The following is a 16,395-nucleotide window of genomic DNA, read 5'->3' as shown; positions in this document are numbered from 1 at the left end:
CGCCACCGGAATACCCAACCGGCGCCGGCCCAGCGAAGTCGGGCAGTGAGGTCCTCATGACACCGGCTCCCTCAACGCCCGGTCCGTCGGTACCTCTGCCGTCACCGTTACCGCCGACGGGTTCAGGTCCGCCGGTGTCGGCATCACGCTGCCGGGGAGCTGGACGGCCGCCGCGCCGTGGGCCACCGCTGAGGCCAGGGCCTCGGGGCCGTTGCCGCCCGCTATCAGGAAGCCCGCCAGGGAGGAGTCACCCGCGCCCACGTTGCTGCGTACGATGTCGACCCGGGCCGTGGCGAACCAGGTGCCCGAGGCGTTGACCAGGAGTTGGCCGTCGGCGCCCAGGCTGGCCAGGACCGCGCCCGCGCCCAGTTCGCGGAGTTCCTCCGCCGCCTTCACCGCGTCGCCGATCGTCGACAGGGGGCGGCCCACCGCCTCCGCCAGCTCCTCGGCGTTCGGCTTGACCACATCCGGGCGTTCACGGAGAGCCGCGAGGAGAGCGGGTCCTGAGGTGTCCAGGGCGATCCGGGCGCCCGCCGCGTGCGTGCGGGCGACGATGTCGGCGTACCAGGAAGGGGCCAGGCCCCTCGGCAGGCTGCCGCAGCAGGCGATCCAGTCCGCGTCGGCCGACTGCGCACGTACCGTCTCCAGGAGCAACTCCTGCTCGGCGGCCGAGAGTTCGGGGCCGGGTGCGTTGATTTTCGTCAGCACGCCGTCCGACTCGGCCAGGGCGATGTTCGAGCGGGTCGCCCCCGCGATCGGGACCGGTGCCACCTCTATGCCTTGGGCGTCCAGGAGGTCCGCCACCAGCGCTCCGGGGGCGCCGCCCAGCGGGAGTACCGCCACGGTTCGGCGGCCCGCGGCGGCCACCGCGCGGGAGACGTTGACGCCCTTGCCGCCCGGGTCCATGCGTTCGCCGGTGGCGCGGATGACCTCGCCCCGGTCGAGCGACGGGACCTCGTACGTACGGTCGAGGGACGGGTTGGGGGTGACGGTGAGGATCATGCGCGTACTACCTCCAGGCCGCCGCGTTCGAGGTCGGTGGCGTCCTCGGGGTCCAGCCCGCTGTCGGTGATCAGCAGGTCCACGTCGCCCAGGTCGCCGAAGCGGGCGAAGTGCTCCTCGCCATGCTTCGTCGAGTCGGCGAGCAGCACCACTCGGCGGGCGGCCTCCACGGCGGCCCGCTTCACGGCGGCCTCGGCGAGGTCGGGCGTGGTCAGGCCGTGCTCCGCGGAGAAGCCGTTGGCGGCCACGAACGCGACGTCGGCGCGGATCTCGCCGTACGCCCGCAGCGCCCAGGCGTCGACGGCGGCGCGGGTGCGGTGCCGGACGCGGCCCCCGACGAGGTGCAGCTGGATGCCGGGGTGGTCGGCGAGGCGGGCCGCGATCGGGAGGCTGTGGGTGACGACGGTGAGCGTCGCCTCCAGCGGGATCGCGGCGGCGAGGCGCGCGACCGTCGAGCCGGCGTCGAGGATCAGGGTGCCCTCGGTGGGCAGTTCGGCGAGGGCGGCCTTGGCGATGCGGTCCTTCTCGTCGGCGGACGTCGACTCGCGCTCGGTGAGGTCCGGCTCGAAGTCGAGGCGACCGGCCGGTATGGCGCCGCCGTGCACACGCCGTACGAGGCCCGCGCGGTCCAGAGCCTTCAGGTCCCGGCGGATGGTCTCCGCGGTGACCTGGAACTCCTCGGCCAGGGACAGCACGTCCACCCGCCCGCCGTCACGGGCGAGCCGCAGGATCTCCTGCTGCCGCTCCGGTGCGTACATGTCCGTTTGCCTCCGACTCATGCCCGAACTTGTGGATTCACTCGGAGGCTACGCCCGGATTTCCGGAAAGTAAACAGGTTCGGGCGTGATGCAGACACAAACGGGCTTACGTGCCCAAAGATGGGGCCCGCCGCCCCGGATTCCTCCGGGGCGACGGGCCGACTCCACCGTCCTCCTACGCCCTACGCCTGCGCCTGCGCCTGCTCAGCCGACGAGGACCTTGTCCCGCTCCTCGTCCTCCGCCGCCGCATCCGGCTCCTCGGCCACCACGGCCCGCCCCGGCAGCGCGAACATCACCACGAAGATCAGGCCCATCAGCCCGGCCACCCACCCCAGCGCGTTCTGGAAGCCGTCCACGAACGCGGGCCCCACCTCGCTCGGTGCCAGCCGGTCCGCCATCACGCCGAAGAACACCACCGACACCAGCCCGAGCCCCAGCGCGTTCCCCATCTGCTGCACGGTGTTGATCAGCCCGGACGCCGACCCTGCATGCTCCCTCGGCACCTCCGACAGCACCGCGTCCGTCAGCGGCGCCACGATCAGGCCCATGCCCGCGCCCATGACCACCAGCGGCAACGCCATCTGCCAGGGGGCGATGGCCAGGCCGTACCGGCCCGACTCCCAGATGTAGAGCAGCACGCCGAGGCCCATCACCAGGGCGCCCGTCTGGAGCACCTTGCGGCCGAAGCGGGGCGTCAGCTTCTGGACGGACATCCCGGCCGCCACCGACACCGCGATCGAGAACGGCACCCCGGTCAGCCCCGCCTTGAGCGGGCTCCAGCCGAGCCCGTACTGCATGTACAGCGTCCAGACCAGGAAGAACACACCCAGCGCAACCCCGAAGACCGTCTGTACGGCGATGCCCGCGGCGAAGCTCTTCACCTTGAACAGGGACAGCTCGACCAGCGGCGAACCGTCGATCCGGGTCTTCCGCCTCTCGTACGCCACCAGCGCGCCGAACACGCCGAGCGCGCCCGCCATCGACAGGTACCCCCACAGCGGCCAGCCCAGCTCGCGCCCCCGGGTCAGCGGGTAGAGCAGCATCAGCAGGCCCAGGGTGACCAGGGCCACGCCGACCAGGTCCAGCTTGAGGGCGCGCGGGGCCTTCGACTCGGTGATGAAGCGGTGGCCGAGGATCAGGCCCGCGATGCCGACCGGCAGGTTGATCAGGAAGATCGGGCGCCAGCCGAGGCCGAACAGGTCCCACTCCGTGAGCAGCGCGCCCAGCAGCGGGCCGGTCACCGCGCCCAGGCCCACGACCGCGCCGAACAGGCCGAACACCTTGCCGCGTTCGTGCGCCGGGAAGGTCGCGTGGACGATCGACAGGACCTGCGGCACCATCAGCGCCGCCATCCCGCCCTGGAGGATGCGCGAGGCGACCAGCATCTCGGGGTTGGCGGCGAAGCCGCACAGCGCGGAGGCGAGGGTGAAGCCGCCGATGCCGACGAGGAAGAGCCGCTTACGGCCGTGGATGTCGCCGAGGCGTCCGCCGGTGACGAGGCCGGCGGCGAAGGCGAGCGCGTAGCCGGCGGTGATCCACTGGATCTGGCTGAAGGAGGCGCCGGCCTCGCGCTGGATCGACGGGATCGCGATGTTGACGATCGTGACGTCGACGAGGTCCATGAAGGCCGCGGTCATCACGATGGCGAGGGCGAACCAGCGCCGCCGGTCGGGTACGGCGGCCGGGGTGCCCGAAGAGGGCGATGAGGTCTCGGTGGAGTTCATGTGTTCAACCTAGAACCCCATTAGGTCAGATCGTGTCCTAATGGTCGGGCATCCTCGTACCCATGACGACAGACACCCCGGCCCGGCTCCTGCAGCTCCTCTCGCTCCTCCAGACGCCCCGCGAGTGGCCCGGCGGCGAACTCTCCGACCGGCTCGGGGTGTCCCGGCGTACCGTCCGGCGGGACATCGACCGGCTGCGGGAACTGGGCTATCCCGTGCAGGCGAGCAAGGGTTCCGACGGCGGGTACCGGCTGGTCGCGGGCAAGGCGCTGCCGCCGCTGGTGCTGGACGACGAGGAGGCGGTGGCCATCGCGGTCGGGCTGCGGGCGGGCGCCGGGCACGCCGTCGAGGGGCTGGACGAGGCGTCCGTACGGGCGCTGGCCAAGCTGGAGCAGGTCCTGCCGTCCCGGCTGCGCCGCCGCGTCTCCACCCTCCAGGCCGCGACCACCCCGCTGACCAGCGGAGACGGCGCGGTCATCGCCCCCGAGACGCTCACAGTGATGGCCTCGGCGGTGGCCGGGCAGGAACGGCTCCGGTTCGCCTACCGGTCCAAGGACGGCACCCCGACCAAGCGCCTGACCGAGCCCCACCGGCTCGTCTCGACCGGCCGTCGCTGGTACCTCGTCGCCTACGACCTCGATCGCGCCGACTGGCGCACCTTCCGCGTCGACCGGGTCGCCGACCCCTTCGCGACGGGCGCCCGCTTCGCCCCGCGCGAGCTGCCGACGGGCGACGCGGCGGAGTATCTGCGCCGGTCGATGTACGTCAGGCAGGAGGCCTACGAGTTCGAGGCGACGTTCGCCGCCCCGGCCGCGTACGTCGCCGCCCGCGTCCCGGCCTGGCTGGGCACCCCCGAGCCCCTCGGCGAGGACAGCTGCCGCATCCGCTCCTCGGTCGGCGACGCGGTGGAATGGCTGGCGGTGCGGCTGGCGTCGGTCGACTGCGAGTTCACGGTCCAGGAACCGGCGGAACTGGTGCAACGGGTACGGGAGTTGGGGGCACGGCTGTCCCGGGCGGCGGCGGACAACTGACCAGCGACGCTGCCGCCGCCGACTCCCGGGGGCCCGCACCTCAGGAACCCGCCCGACCTCACGGAACCCGCGGCTCAGGAACCGCCCGGCCTCACGGAACCTGCGACTCAGGAACCCGCCCCGCCTCACGAAACCCGCACCTCAAGACCGCCCGGCCTCACGGAACCTGCGGCTCAAGAACCCGCCCCGCCTCACAGAACCCGCACCTCAAGAACCCGCCCCGCCTCACAGAACCCGCACCTCAAGAACCCGCCCCGCCTCACAGAACCCGCCCCTCAAGAACCCGTCCCGCCTCACGAAACCCGCACCTCAAGAACCCGCCCCGCGCCACGAATCCCGCGTTTCAGGCCCCCGCCCCGCCGCCCCAGGCGAAGTCCCGCAGTGCCCCCAGATTGCGTACCGCCAGTGCCGCCGGGCCGGTCGGGCCGGTGGCCGGGGTGTCGCCTGCCGCCCAGGTCTCGAAGGCGACGCGTACGGCCGCGTTGGCGACGGCGGCCCTGAAGCGGGACTCCGGCGAGTCGGCCGGGCCCGCGCCCCGGGCGGCCAGCGCCTGCGACAGCGCGCGTTCCGCCGCCCTGCACCGTTCCGCCCACACCCGCAGCAGGGCGGGGCTCTCCTCGGCGAGCCGGAGCAGGGTGCGGGCCCAGTCCAGGGAGCCCGGGGACACCCCGGCGCCGGGGGTCAGCACATGGCGGGCCGCGTGTTCCAGGGCCTGCGGCACGGACAGCGCGGCCGGGGCGTCACGCACCGTCTCCGCCCAGCGCTCCATGCCCGCGCCGAACAGGGGGCCGACGGCCTCCTCCTTCGTGGCGAAGTAGCGGTAGAACGTGCGCGGCGCGACCCCGGCCGCCTGGGCGATGTCCTCGGCGCGGGTGGCCCGCAGCCCGTCGGTCACGAAGAGCCTCGCCGCCACCCGGGCGATCTCCATCCGCGTCGCGTACTTGCGCCGTTCGGTGAGCGAACCCGAGAAGTGGCCCGAGGAGAAGTCGGAGAAGCCGGAGGAACCGGAGATATCGGGGTGGGACACGGACGCCAGGTTATGCCGCTGTGGCACAATCTGCCATTCGGCGGGCCACCCCGGGGTTCAGGTACGGGGTGCCCCGCCTTTTTGACGCACTGGACGCAAAAGAGCCGGGCCCCGGTACCTGGGGGGGGTTAGGTACCGAAGCCCGGCTTGGGAGGTCCCGACGCGGGGGGGTGCGTCGGGACTTGGCTCAGGGGGTCCGAGGCGTTGCCGCCCGGACCCGTACTCCTGGGCCCTGAGGTCTTGTGCCCCGGACCCGGTGGTTTGAAGCAGCCTTGCAGCAGACTCTTTGCGCGGCCTTCCGCCACCCCGCGCACGCACTCCTCAACAGTCGTACGCCACCCGGCGCACGGACTACGGAAGTGCGCCCCCCGTGATGGCTCCGCTGCCCTGCGGAACCCTACGCGACGGCGTCGAAGCCGGTGTCCCGGGCCAGCTTCTTCAGCTCCATCAGCGCGTGCTTCTCGATCTGCCGGATCCGCTCGCGGGTGAGGCCGTGCTCCTTGCCGACCTCCGTCAGCGTGCGCTCCCGGCCGTCGACGATGCCGTACCGCATCTTGATGATGGACGCCGTGCGCTGGTCGAGACGGCCGATCAGGTCGTCCAGTTCCTCACTGCGCAGCAGGGTCAGCACCGACTGCTCCGGTGACACCGCCGACGTGTCCTCCAGGAGGTCGCCGAACTGGGTGTCGCCGTCGTCGTCGACCGACATGTTCAGCGAGACCGGGTCACGGGCCCAGTCGAGGACGTCGACGACGCGCTCGGGGGTGGTGTCCAGTTCGGCGGCGATCTCCGCCGGCTCCGGGTCCCGCCCGTTCTTCCGGTTGAACTCGCGCTGCACGCGGCGGATCCGGCCCAGTTCCTCGACCAGGTGGACGGGGAGGCGGATCGTGCGCGACTGGTCGGCTATGGAGCGGGTGATGGCCTGACGGATCCACCAGGTGGCGTACGTCGAGAACTTGAAGCCCTTGCGGTAGTCGAACTTCTCGACCGCGCGCACCAGGCCGGCGTTGCCCTCCTGGATGAGGTCGAGGAGGGGCAGGCCGCTGCGGGGGTAGCGGCGCGCGACGGCGACGACCAGCCGGAGGTTGGAGCGGATGAAGACGTCCTTGGCCCGCTCGGCCTCGGCGACCAGCGCCTCCAGCTCCTCGACCGACGCGTCGGCCTTGGCCTCCGCCTCGCCGTCGAGGATCTGGCGTGCGAACACACCGGCCTCGATGGTCTGCGACAGCTCGACCTCCTTGGCGGCGTCCAGCAGCGGGGTGCGCGCTATCTCGTCCAAGTACATGCCGACCAGGTCGCGGTCGGCGATCTCGCCGCCATGGGCGCGAACACTGCGTGCGCCGCCGACGGCTCCGCCGGTGGCGGACGACGTACGACGGGCGACGGCACGGGTTGCCATGCTTGCTCCCTTGCGAGTGGTCCTGGTTGTCCCTGTTGGTACTGAACGCTCAGCACACTCCTCGCGTGCCCGGCATCCGAAGGAAACAACGACTGGAATCAGGACAGAATTCCCACGCCGCCCCCCTATTTTTCTGATCTTGCAGTACCCTGTGCCGCCGACAAAGGAGGCATGATGCCGTCGGAACGTACAGAGGTGCAGGTCAGGCCGGGAGTCGAGGCTGATCTCGCAGCTCTCACGGACCTCTACAACCACTACGTACGCGAGACACCCACTACTTTCGACACCAAAATCTTCACACCGGAGGAGCGCCGTCCTTGGCTGCTCTCCTACCCTGAAGACGGCCCGCACCGCCTGATGGTTGCCACGGACATGGACTCACAGCGGATTCTGGGGTATGCCACATCCGGCCCCTTCCGCGCGAAGCCCGCGTACGGCACCACCGTGGAGGTCACCGTCTATCTCGCCCCGGACGCGGGCGGGCGCGGCGTGGGCACCCTGCTCTACAAGGAGCTCTTCGCGGTGCTGGCGGGCGAGGACGTGCACCGCGCGCTGGCGGGCATCGTGCCGCCGAACGAGGCGTCGGTGCGGCTGCACGAGCGCTTCGGGTTCCGGTACATCGGGACGTACGGCGAGGTGGGCCGGAAGTTCGGCCGGTACTGGGACGTGGCCTGGTACGAGAAGGAACTCTGAGTCCGGGGAGAACTCCGGGCACCGGGAGGAACTCCCGTAGGGAAGGGGCTTCCCGTACGGGAGGGAACTCCGGTCGCGTGTACGTACTTTCGGCCCCCGGGCGGCTGCCCGAAAGGGCCGAATGTCCGTCGGCCGGGTCAGCCGAACTGCACCGACCGCTTGGCCAGCCCCAGCCAGAAGCCGTCGATGACGGACCGCTGGGTGTCCAGTTCGCCGGCCACCTCGGCCGCGCCCATCGTCACGAAGAGGGGGGCGAAGTGCTCGGTGCGGGGGTGGGCGTACCGGCCCGCGGGGGCCTTGTGGAGGAAGTCCAGCAGGCCGTCCACGTCCCGCGCTTCCAGGGCCCGGCGGCCCCAGTCGTCGAACTCGCGCGACCAGGACGGCTCCCCGGGGCCCGCGTGCCTGAGGGCGGCCAGGTTGTGGGTGAAGAAGCCGGAGCCGACGATCAGGACGCCCTCGTCACGGAGGGGGGCGAGTTTACGCCCGATGTCCATCAGTTTCACCGGGTCGAGGGTCGGCATCGAGATCTGGAGGACAGGGATGTCCGCCTCGGGGAACATCTCCACCAGGGGGACGTACGCGCCGTGGTCGAGACCGCGGTCCGGGATGTCCTGGACGGGCATTCCGGGGGCCCGCAGCAGCTTCCGTACGGACTCGGCGAGTTCGGGGGCGCCGGGGGCGGCGTACTCGACCTGGTAGTAGTGCTCGGGGAAGCCCCAGAAGTCGTAGACGAGGGGGATCGTTTCGATGGCGGCGAGGGCGAGCGGGGCCTCCTCCCAGTGGGCGGAGACCATCAGGATCGCCTTCGGGCGGGGCAGGTCGGCCGACCAGGCGGCGAGTTGGCCGGGCCAGATCGGGTCGTCGGCCAGCGGAGGGGCGCCGTGACTGAGGTAGAGCGCCGGCATGCGCTCCTTGGTGTCGGCGGACATGACGGCCACTGCCCTTCTGTTGAAGTCTCAAGCTTCTCGCATACTGAACATACATCGTTTTGGTTTAAAATTCAAGGACGGGGAACGTAGAGTGGAGTACATGAACACGGCATCTACACCCGACGAGGAGCCCCGCTGGCTCACCGACGAGGAACAGCGCACCTGGCGGGCCTACATGCACGCGGTCACCCTGCTGGAGGACCACCTGGACCGTCAGCTCCAGCGTGACGCCGGCATGCCGCACGTCTACTACGGCCTGCTCGTGGGGCTGGGCGAACAGGCGGACGGGCGGCTGCGCATGACCGAGCTGGCGATGAAGGCCAAGATCACCCGGTCCCGGCTCTCGCACGCCATCGCGCGGCTGGAGAAGAACGGCTGGGTACGGCGCGAGGACTGCCCCTCGGACAAGCGCGGCCAGTTCGCGGTCCTCACCGACCAGGGCCAGGAGGTGCTCCGGCGCACCGCGCCCGGTCATGTGACCGCCGTACGCCAGGCGCTGTTCGACCGGATCAGCGACGAGCAGCGCAAGACGCTCCACGAGGTGATGGAGATCGTCGCCCAGGGCCTTCAGCCGAAGGACGCGGGCGCGGATCTGCCCTGGCTCCGCTGAGCGGAACCAGGGCAGATCCTGGAGTCGTACGTCACGAGGCGTCCCCACCCCGCGTGACGTACGGAGTGGCCCGAAGGGGTATCGAGGGGACGGCGTCCGGGGTCAGTGGGCGACCACCGGGACCTTCAGCTCGTCCTCGGCACCCTCACCGCTGGTCGAACTCACGTCCGGGGCACCGGCGTTGATGAAGGTGAAGGCGATCGCCGCGGCGGCGACCAGGATGCCGACGGCGAACCAGATGGCGCTGGTGTAGCCCTCGACCATGCCCTTCAGCTGGACCAGCTGCTGCTGGGAGCGGGAGGACGCGCCACCGATGTGGTCGGCGACGTAGGTCGTGGTGGCCGAGGCGGCGATGGTGTTCAGCAGGGCCGTACCGATCGCGCCGCCGACCTGCTGCGAGGTGTTGACCATCGCGGAGGCGACACCGGAGTCACGCGGCTCGACGCCCAGCGTGGCCAGGGACATGGCCGGCATGAACGCCGTACCCATGCCGAGACCGAGCAGGAGCATCGCCGGCAGGAGCAGGGCCGCGTAGGACGAGCCGATCTCCATCTGGGTCAGGAACAGCATGCCGAGCGCGGCGACCAGGAAGCCGGGGCCCATCAGCAGCCGCGCCGGGACGCGGGTCATCAGGCGGGCGCCGATCTGGGTGGAGCCCGTGATCATGCCCGCGATCATCGGCAGGAACGCGAAGCCGGTCTTGACCGGGGAGTAGCCCTTCACGATCTGCAGGTAGTAGGTGAGGAAGAGGAACAGGCCGAACATCGCGATGATCGCGAGGCCGAGCGAGAGGTAGACGCCGCCGCGGTTGCGCTCGGTGATGACGCGCAGGGGCAGCAGCGGGGCCTTGACCCTGGACTCGACGAACACGAAGGTCGCGAGGAGCAGCGCCGAGGCGACGAACAGGCCGATCGTCAGGGAGTCGCTCCAGCCCTCGGACTCGGCGCGGGTGAAGCCGTAGACGAGGGAGACCAGGCCGAGGGTGGACAGGACGACGCCCGGGATGTCGAGCGGCGAGCGGTTGCGGCTGCCGGACGGCTCACGGATGACGAAGTACGCGCCGAGGGCGGCGACGGCGGCGAAGGGGATGTTCACGAAGAACGTCCAGCGCCAGTTCAGGTACTCGGTGAGGAAGCCGCCGAGGATGAGACCCACGGCGCCACCGCCACCGGCGATCGCCCCGTAGATGCCGAACGCCTTGGCGCGCTCCTTGGCGTCGGTGAACATCACCGCGAGCAGGGAGAGCGCGGCGGGCGCGAGCAGTGCGCCGAAGGCACCCTGGAGGGCGCGGGAGCCGAGCAGCATCGCCTCGTTGGTCGCGGCGCCGCCCAGGGCGGAGGCCGCGGCGAAGCCGATCAGACCGGTGACGAAGGTGTTCTTGCGGCCCCAGATGTCGGCGATCCGGCCGCCGAAGAGCAGCAGTCCGCCGAAGGCGAGGGCGTAGGCCGTGATGACCCACTGGCGGTTGCCGTCCGAGATCCCCAGATCCTGCTGGGCGGAGGGCAGGGCGATGTTCACGATGGTCGCGTCGAGCACGACCATCAGCTGGGCGAGCGCTATGAAGGTCAGTGCCTTCCAGCGGTTCGCATCGGGTGCCGGCGCCTTGGTGGCGGCAGCCTGGACTGTTTCAGACATGGGGATACCCACTTCGGGACTTCGTGACGGAAAAAGGGCGTGAAAGGGGACGGGACGAGGGGAGAGGAGCGTGGAGCGAGGAAAGAAGGGGAGCGGAGAAGCTCGGAGCGAGGGTCAGATCGCCGTCAGGGCTGGCGCAGGTCCTCCATAGTCGCGGCCGTACCGGGCAGTTCGGAGCGGGCCGGCGCCCGCAGACCGTCCAGGAACAGCTGCAGGTGTCGGTGGACGTAACGGTCGATGCTCGTGCACCCGGTGCCCGCCGGGGGACGGCTGAGCTGGGCCACGACGATCATCACATCGCCGACACCGACGTCCGTACGGAGCTGACCGGCCGCCTTCGCCCGGTCCATGATGTCCTCGGTGAGCTGTTCGACCCGCTCCCGCGCGGCCTCCAGGTCGGGGTGGCGCTGGTCGAAGGTGCTGGCCATCATCGGGCAGAGCGCGCTGAGCCGTTCGTCGGCGGTGACGTGCACAAAGCGCTCCAGCGCCGCGAAGGCGTCGCCGGTCTCCGCGAGGGCCAGTTCGGCCGCCTCGGACATCCGGTCCATGACCGAGCAGACGACCTCGCGGGCGAGGGCCTCCCGGTCCGGGAAGTTGCGGTACACCGTGGCATTGCCGACGCCGGCCCGGCGGGCGATCTCGTCGATCGGCACCTCGGCGCCGAACTCGACGAACATCTCGCGGGCGGCGGTGACGATCCGCTCCCGGTTGCGCAGGGCGTCGGCACGGGGCCGGGGCGCCTTCTGCACGGGGATCGCGGTCTGCACGGCGTACTCCTTCATCGACGCGTTCTTCGTGAACGGTGTGTTGCGATCCGGGGATGGAGTCCCCGTTTCGCTCGGACACATGGCTAAACGGGGAAACGGTCCCCGGTTATTTCCCGCATCCGAAGAGATTTGATGTGACCTGGGTCACATCAATCCCGGGGGGAATCCGGGGGGAATCCGGGGCGGGTACCCACGATCGGTCTCCTCCAGCGCGCGCTCCCGCCGACCTCGACACAGGGTGATCGAAAGGGTGCAGTCCGAGACCGGCGGCTGCCGTGGCGCGAAGGGTCCGTGCATGCAGCAGCCGACCAGCCGTCGTCGGATACGCCCGCCGGGCACCATGCGCCCCCGCCGGGTGGCCGCCCTGGTGTCCGTGGCCGCGCTGACCCTCGCGGTCAGCACCTCGGCCGGCACCGGACCCCTCGCCAAGGGTTCCACGACGGCCGCGGGCTCCGTCCCGCTGGCCCGCTCCTCCCCGCTCGGCGCCTGTCTGATCAGGGGCGGCCTGGGCGTCCAGATGTCGGAGGGCCTGCCCACCCCGGCCGGCTACTCCCGCTCCACCGGCACCGTCCGCGCGCTGAACCTGATGGTCGACTTCTCCGACGCCCCCGGCCAGGGCAGCGCCCTCGACCGGCTCGCGGAGTTCTTCCCGCAGACCCGGGACTGGTTCACCACCAGCTCCTACGGCCGCCTCGACTACCGCCCCGAGGCCCCCATCGACACCTGGCTGCGGATGCCGCGCACCTTCCGCTCGTACGGCATACAGCGCGGCGCCCCCTTCGACCCCGGCTACCGCCGGCTGGTCCAGGACATCGTGCGCGCGGCCGACCCGGCGGTCGACTTCCGCTCGTACGACCTGCTGAACGTGCTGGTCACCCCGAACGCGGGCCCCTCCGCCCTGGACACCGTCCTGTCCGTCACCTTCGCCGGGAACCGGGAGGCGCCGGTCGCGGACGGGGTGCCGGTGGCCAACGCGTCGTTCGTCTACTCCCGGCAGGACGACGGCTCCGGGTCGTACGACACCACGGGCTACCGCGTCCTGCCGCACGAGAACGGGCATGTGTTCGGGCTGCCCGACCTGTACACGCAGCACGGCGGGGGCGCGGTCGGGCACTGGGACATCATGAGCGAGGACTGGGGGGCCAACAACGACCTCCTCGGCTGGCACAAGTGGAAGCTGGGCTGGCTGGACCCCTCGCAGGTCGGCTGCGCGGTGACGGCGGGCACGACGGAGTACACGCTCACCCCGCTGGCCAGGCCCGGCGGCGCGAAGCTGGTCTTCGTGCCCATCAACTCCCGTACGGGGTACGCCGTCGAGCTGCGCACGCGCGAGGGCAACGACGAGACGGTGTGCCGGCCCGGCGTGCTGATCTACAAGGTCGACGCGAACGTCGACACCGGCCGGGGCCCGGTCACGGTGTACGACTCCCGCCGGGACAGCGGCGGCTGCACCCGCAGCCCGAACGTCCACGCGGAACTCTCCGACGCGCCCTTCGCCCCCGGCGAGTCCTTCAAGGACCCGAGCCGGGGCATCCGGATCACGGTGGCGAGCGCCGACCTGGACGGGAACCACCGGGTGACGATCACCCGGAGGTAGGGGTCCTCCCGTACGGGTGGAGGCCGGGCTCCCGGCAGGCGATTCCGCACGGGCATTACGGTGAGCCCATGATTGACCCCGTCCCCGGCCAGGTGTCCGCCCCCGCTCCCGTCCCCGCCGAGGCCGTCGCCCCGCTGATGCGCGGGATCGCCGTACTGCGGCAGCTGACGGAGGCGGGCGGGACGCTGAGCCTGAGCGGGCTTGAGCGGGCGACCGGCCTGGCACGTTCCACCGTGGACCGGATCACGGCGACCCTCGCCCGCATGGGGTACGTCCGTCTCGACGGCCGGGACGCGGTTCTCACCCCTCGGCTGATGGAACTGGGGAACGCCTATCTGGCCGCCCTCCGGCTGCCCGCCCTGCTCGACGCGCACGCGGACGCCCTCGCCGACGAGCTGGACGAGTCGGTGTCCCTCGCCGTCGGCGACCGGGACGGCATCCGGTTCATCCACCAGGCGACCCGCCGCCGCGCGATGTCCCTCAGCTTCCGCATCGGCGACCTCCTGCCGGCCGAACGCACCGCGCCGGGCCCGCTGTTCGCCACCGAATGGACGCGGGCGGACTGGCACCACTGGCACGAACGCCGGACGGCGGACCCGGCGGACCTGGGCTTCCCGGCGATCCCGCCGCGCACCGAAGGGACGGGGGCCCCGGACAGCGACTTCGAGGCGTACGTCGAACGGGCCCGGGCCGACGGCTGGGCACTGGACGACCAGCTGATCGAACCGGGCCTGGTGGCGGTCTCCGTCCCCGTACGGGACCCCCGTACGGGCAGGGTGGCGTGCGTCGCGAGCGTGGTCAGCCACACGAGCCGCCGCACGGCGACCGGCCTGCGCGAGGAGCTGCTGCCGCGGCTGCGGTCGACGGTGGCGGCGATGGAGGCGGACCTGCGGGCGGACCTGAGGGAGGGGCCCACCGCCGAGGCACGGGTGCCCCCCTCCGACCTGGCGGCCTGGACCGGGGCGTCGAAGCAGGAGTTGGGCCGGGAGTTCGTCGAGTCCCTGGCCAGGGGCCTGACGGTCCTGACGGCCTTCGGCGAGTCCCGCGCCGAGCTGACCCTGACGGAGGTGGCCCGGGCGACAGGCCTGGCAAGGGCGACCGCGCGCCGGGCGCTGATCACCTACGAGCACCTGGGCTACGTGGAACCAACGGGCCGCACCTTCACCCTGACCCCTAGGGTCCTGTCCCTGGGCTTCCCGCCCCTCTCCCGCACCTCCCTGCCCGAGATCGCCGCGCCGCACCTGGCGGAACTGGCGGACCGGGTGGAGGAGTCGGCGTCCCTGGCGATCCTGACGCCGGACTCGGGCACGGGCACGGGCACGGGTCGGGAGATCCAGTACACGGCGCGGGCGGCGACCCGGCGCATCATGAGCGCCGACATCACGGTCGGGACGCGCCTGCCGGCCCACCGGACGTCGATGGGCCGGGTGCTGCTGGCCGACACCCCGGACGGGGACTTCACGGAGGTACGGCAACAGGGATACGCCCTGGTCGAGGAGGAGCTGGAACAGGGCCTGCGCTCGATCGCGGTCCCGGTCCGGGACCGTACCGGCCGGGTGGTCGCGGCGGTGGACGTGGCCATGCACTCGACCCGCCGCACGGCGCAACAGTGCGTGGAGGAGATCCTGCCCGAGCTGCACGCGACGGCGACGCGGATCGAGGGGGAACTGCGCACGGCGGGCAGGTTCACAAGGGTGCCGCTGACGTAGCCCCGACCGGGGGTGCGGGGCGGTCTCGATCCCGCGGCCGACGCGCGGGTCGCAAGTACTTCCATTGACCTCCCCTGTTCACGCATCTAATCTTCATTCTCATATGCGGACGCCGTCTGTATGGAGAGACGGAGACACCGAGAGGGTTCCGATGAGCACGCGCCAGCCGACCGTCACCGAGTTCGCCGTCTACCCCGTCGCCGGCCGCGACAGCATGGAACTGAACCTCTCCGGCGCCCACGGCCCCTACTTCACCCGCAACATCGTGATCCTCACCGACTCCGAGGGCCGTACGGGACTCGGCGAGGTCCCGGGCGGCGAGAAGATCACACGGACCCTGCGCGACGCCGGGTCGCTGGTCGTCGGTGCGAAGGTGGGCGACTACCAGCGCGTCCTGCGGGAGATCGGCGCCCGCTTCGCCGACCGCGACGCGGGCGGACGCGGCGCCCAGACCTTCGACCTGCGCACCACCGTGCACGCGGTGACGGCGGTCGAGTCGGCCCTGCTCGACCTCCTCGGCCAGCACCTGGACGTACCGGTGGCGGCCCTGCTGGGTGACGGCCAACAGCGCGATTCGGTACGGGTGTTGGGCTACCTCTTCTACGTCGGCGACCCGGACCGCACAGACCTGGACTACGTCCGTGAACCGGACTCCCCGGTCGACTGGTACCGCGTCCGGCGCGAGGAGGCGCTGACCCCGGAGGCGATCGTCCGCCAGGCGGAGGCGACCCACGCCCGCTACGGCTTCCGCGACTTCAAGCTCAAGGGCGGCGTCCTGGAGGGCGCCGAGGAGGTCAAGGCCGTACGAGCGCTGAAGGACCGCTTCCCGGAAGCGCGGGTCACCCTGGACCCGAACGGCGCGTGGTCACTGCGCGAGGCGATCGAGCTGTGCACACCTCTGAACGGCACGCTGGCCTACGCCGAGGACCCGTGCGGTGCGGAGGACGGCTACTCGGGGCGCGAGATCCTGGCCGAGTTCCGCCGGGCGACGGGTCTCCCCACGGCCACCAACATGATCGCGACGGACTGGCGGCAGCTGACCCACGCCCTGGCCCTGCAGTCGGTGTCGATCCCCTTGGCCGACCCGCACTTCTGGACCATGCGGGGCTCGGTGCGTGTGGCGCAGTTGTGCAACTCCATGGGCCTGACCTGGGGTTGCCACTCCAACAACCACTTCGACATCTCCCTGGCCATGGTCACCCACTGCGGGGCGGCGGCGCCGGGCGAGTACAACGCCCTTGACACGCACTGGATCTGGCAGGAGGGCATGGAACGCCTGACGGTGGCTCCGCCGCGGATCGTCGACGGCGAGATCGCGGTGCCGGACGCGCCCGGGCTGGGGGTACGGGTGGACATGGACCGGGTGCTCGCGGCTCACGAGCTGTACCGGGAGCGGGCGTTGGGGGCACGGGACGACGCGGTCACCATGCAATACCTGGTCCCTGGCTGGGAGTTCGACGGCAAGCGGCCGTGTCTGGTGCGGTAGGGAGGACTGGGGCGCCGCGATGAACGG

14 protein-coding genes are annotated in these 16,395 nt (G+C 71.2%); 6 read left to right on the top strand and 8 right to left on the bottom strand.

All coding sequences use genetic code 11. The features are described 5' to 3' along the window. Positions 1–54: 54 nt before the first annotated feature. The 3 genes from pfkB to CW359_RS23135 all read right to left on the bottom strand — a co-directional run bounded on the left by pfkB (position 55) and on the right by CW359_RS23135 (position 3,485). Positions 55–1,002, bottom strand: a complete 948-nt coding sequence (pfkB, locus tag CW359_RS23145) for a 1-phosphofructokinase (RefSeq protein WP_105971992.1) — start codon at positions 1,000–1,002, stop codon at positions 55–57. Then, positions 999–1,760 carry a DeoR/GlpR family DNA-binding transcription regulator gene (locus CW359_RS23140; protein ID WP_105971991.1) on the bottom strand — a complete coding sequence of 254 codons (762 nt, stop codon included), beginning with the start codon at positions 1,758–1,760 and terminating at the stop codon, positions 999–1,001. Before CW359_RS23140 ends, pfkB begins: the two co-directional genes overlap by 4 nt. Before the next feature lie 204 nt (positions 1,761–1,964). After that, positions 1,965–3,485: an MFS transporter gene (locus CW359_RS23135; RefSeq protein ID WP_105971990.1), complete on the bottom strand. Its 1,521-nt coding sequence runs from the start codon at positions 3,483–3,485 to the stop codon at positions 1,965–1,967. Between the two features lie 62 nt (positions 3,486–3,547). Between CW359_RS23135 and CW359_RS23130 the strand changes: the two genes are divergently transcribed. Beyond that, entirely contained in the window at positions 3,548–4,516 is a 969-nt protein-coding gene (locus CW359_RS23130; protein ID WP_105971989.1) for a helix-turn-helix transcriptional regulator, read from the top strand. A gap of 343 nt (positions 4,517–4,859) precedes the next feature. On the opposite strand, the gene CW359_RS23125 is transcribed toward CW359_RS23130, so the two are convergent. Both CW359_RS23125 and CW359_RS23120 read right to left on the bottom strand, forming a co-directional pair. Then, positions 4,860–5,444 (bottom strand): TetR/AcrR family transcriptional regulator, encoded by a 585-nt coding sequence (locus tag CW359_RS23125; RefSeq protein WP_105972042.1) that lies wholly within the window; start codon positions 5,442–5,444, stop codon positions 4,860–4,862. Between the two features lie 496 nt (positions 5,445–5,940). Then, positions 5,941–6,942, bottom strand: a complete 1,002-nt coding sequence (locus CW359_RS23120; RefSeq protein WP_105971988.1) for a sigma-70 family RNA polymerase sigma factor — start codon at positions 6,940–6,942, stop codon at positions 5,941–5,943. Positions 6,943–7,116: 174 nt separating this feature from the next. Between CW359_RS23120 and CW359_RS23115 the strand changes: the two genes are divergently transcribed. After that, positions 7,117–7,635: a GNAT family N-acetyltransferase gene (locus tag CW359_RS23115; RefSeq protein ID WP_105971987.1), complete on the top strand. Its 519-nt coding sequence runs from the start codon at positions 7,117–7,119 to the stop codon at positions 7,633–7,635. Between the two features lie 137 nt (positions 7,636–7,772). On the opposite strand, the gene CW359_RS23110 is transcribed toward CW359_RS23115, so the two are convergent. Then, positions 7,773–8,564, bottom strand: coding sequence for a dioxygenase family protein (locus tag CW359_RS23110; protein ID WP_105972041.1), 792 nt, complete (start codon positions 8,562–8,564; stop codon positions 7,773–7,775). A 100-nt stretch (positions 8,565–8,664) separates the two neighbouring features. Between CW359_RS23110 and CW359_RS23105 the strand changes: the two genes are divergently transcribed. Further along, a complete protein-coding gene (locus tag CW359_RS23105) occupies positions 8,665–9,174 on the top strand; it encodes a MarR family winged helix-turn-helix transcriptional regulator (protein ID WP_105972040.1) in 510 nt (169 codons plus the stop codon). A 102-nt stretch (positions 9,175–9,276) separates the two neighbouring features. Here CW359_RS23105 and CW359_RS23100 read toward each other — a convergent pair whose 3' ends face one another. Further along, on the bottom strand, positions 9,277–10,809 hold the full coding sequence (locus CW359_RS23100) for an MFS transporter (RefSeq protein WP_105971986.1): 1,533 nt from the start codon (positions 10,807–10,809) through the stop codon (positions 9,277–9,279). A gap of 125 nt (positions 10,810–10,934) precedes the next feature. Next, the gene (locus CW359_RS23095; RefSeq protein ID WP_198655349.1) at positions 10,935–11,576 is read right to left on the bottom strand and encodes a TetR/AcrR family transcriptional regulator; all 642 of its coding nucleotides are present in this window, start codon (positions 11,574–11,576) and stop codon (positions 10,935–10,937) included. A gap of 295 nt (positions 11,577–11,871) precedes the next feature. Between CW359_RS23095 and CW359_RS23090 the strand changes: the two genes are divergently transcribed. The 3 genes from CW359_RS23090 to CW359_RS23080 all read left to right on the top strand — a co-directional run bounded on the left by CW359_RS23090 (position 11,872) and on the right by CW359_RS23080 (position 16,368). Beyond that, positions 11,872–13,173, top strand: coding sequence for a M6 family metalloprotease domain-containing protein (locus tag CW359_RS23090; protein ID WP_198655348.1), 1,302 nt, complete (start codon positions 11,872–11,874; stop codon positions 13,171–13,173). A gap of 68 nt (positions 13,174–13,241) precedes the next feature. Then, a complete protein-coding gene (locus CW359_RS23085; RefSeq protein ID WP_105971983.1) occupies positions 13,242–14,882 on the top strand; it encodes an IclR family transcriptional regulator domain-containing protein in 1,641 nt (546 codons plus the stop codon). Positions 14,883–15,033: 151 nt separating this feature from the next. Further along, positions 15,034–16,368, top strand: coding sequence for an enolase C-terminal domain-like protein (locus CW359_RS23080; protein ID WP_105971982.1), 1,335 nt, complete (start codon positions 15,034–15,036; stop codon positions 16,366–16,368). Positions 16,369–16,395 lie beyond the last annotated feature (27 nt).

Source organism: Streptomyces geranii, from assembly GCF_002954775.1.
In the GTDB taxonomy this organism is placed as follows: Bacteria; Actinomycetota; Actinomycetes; order Streptomycetales; family Streptomycetaceae; genus Streptomyces; species Streptomyces geranii.
Note: the sequence above shows the minus strand (reverse complement) of the source record. Positions and strands in the feature narration are given on the sequence as shown.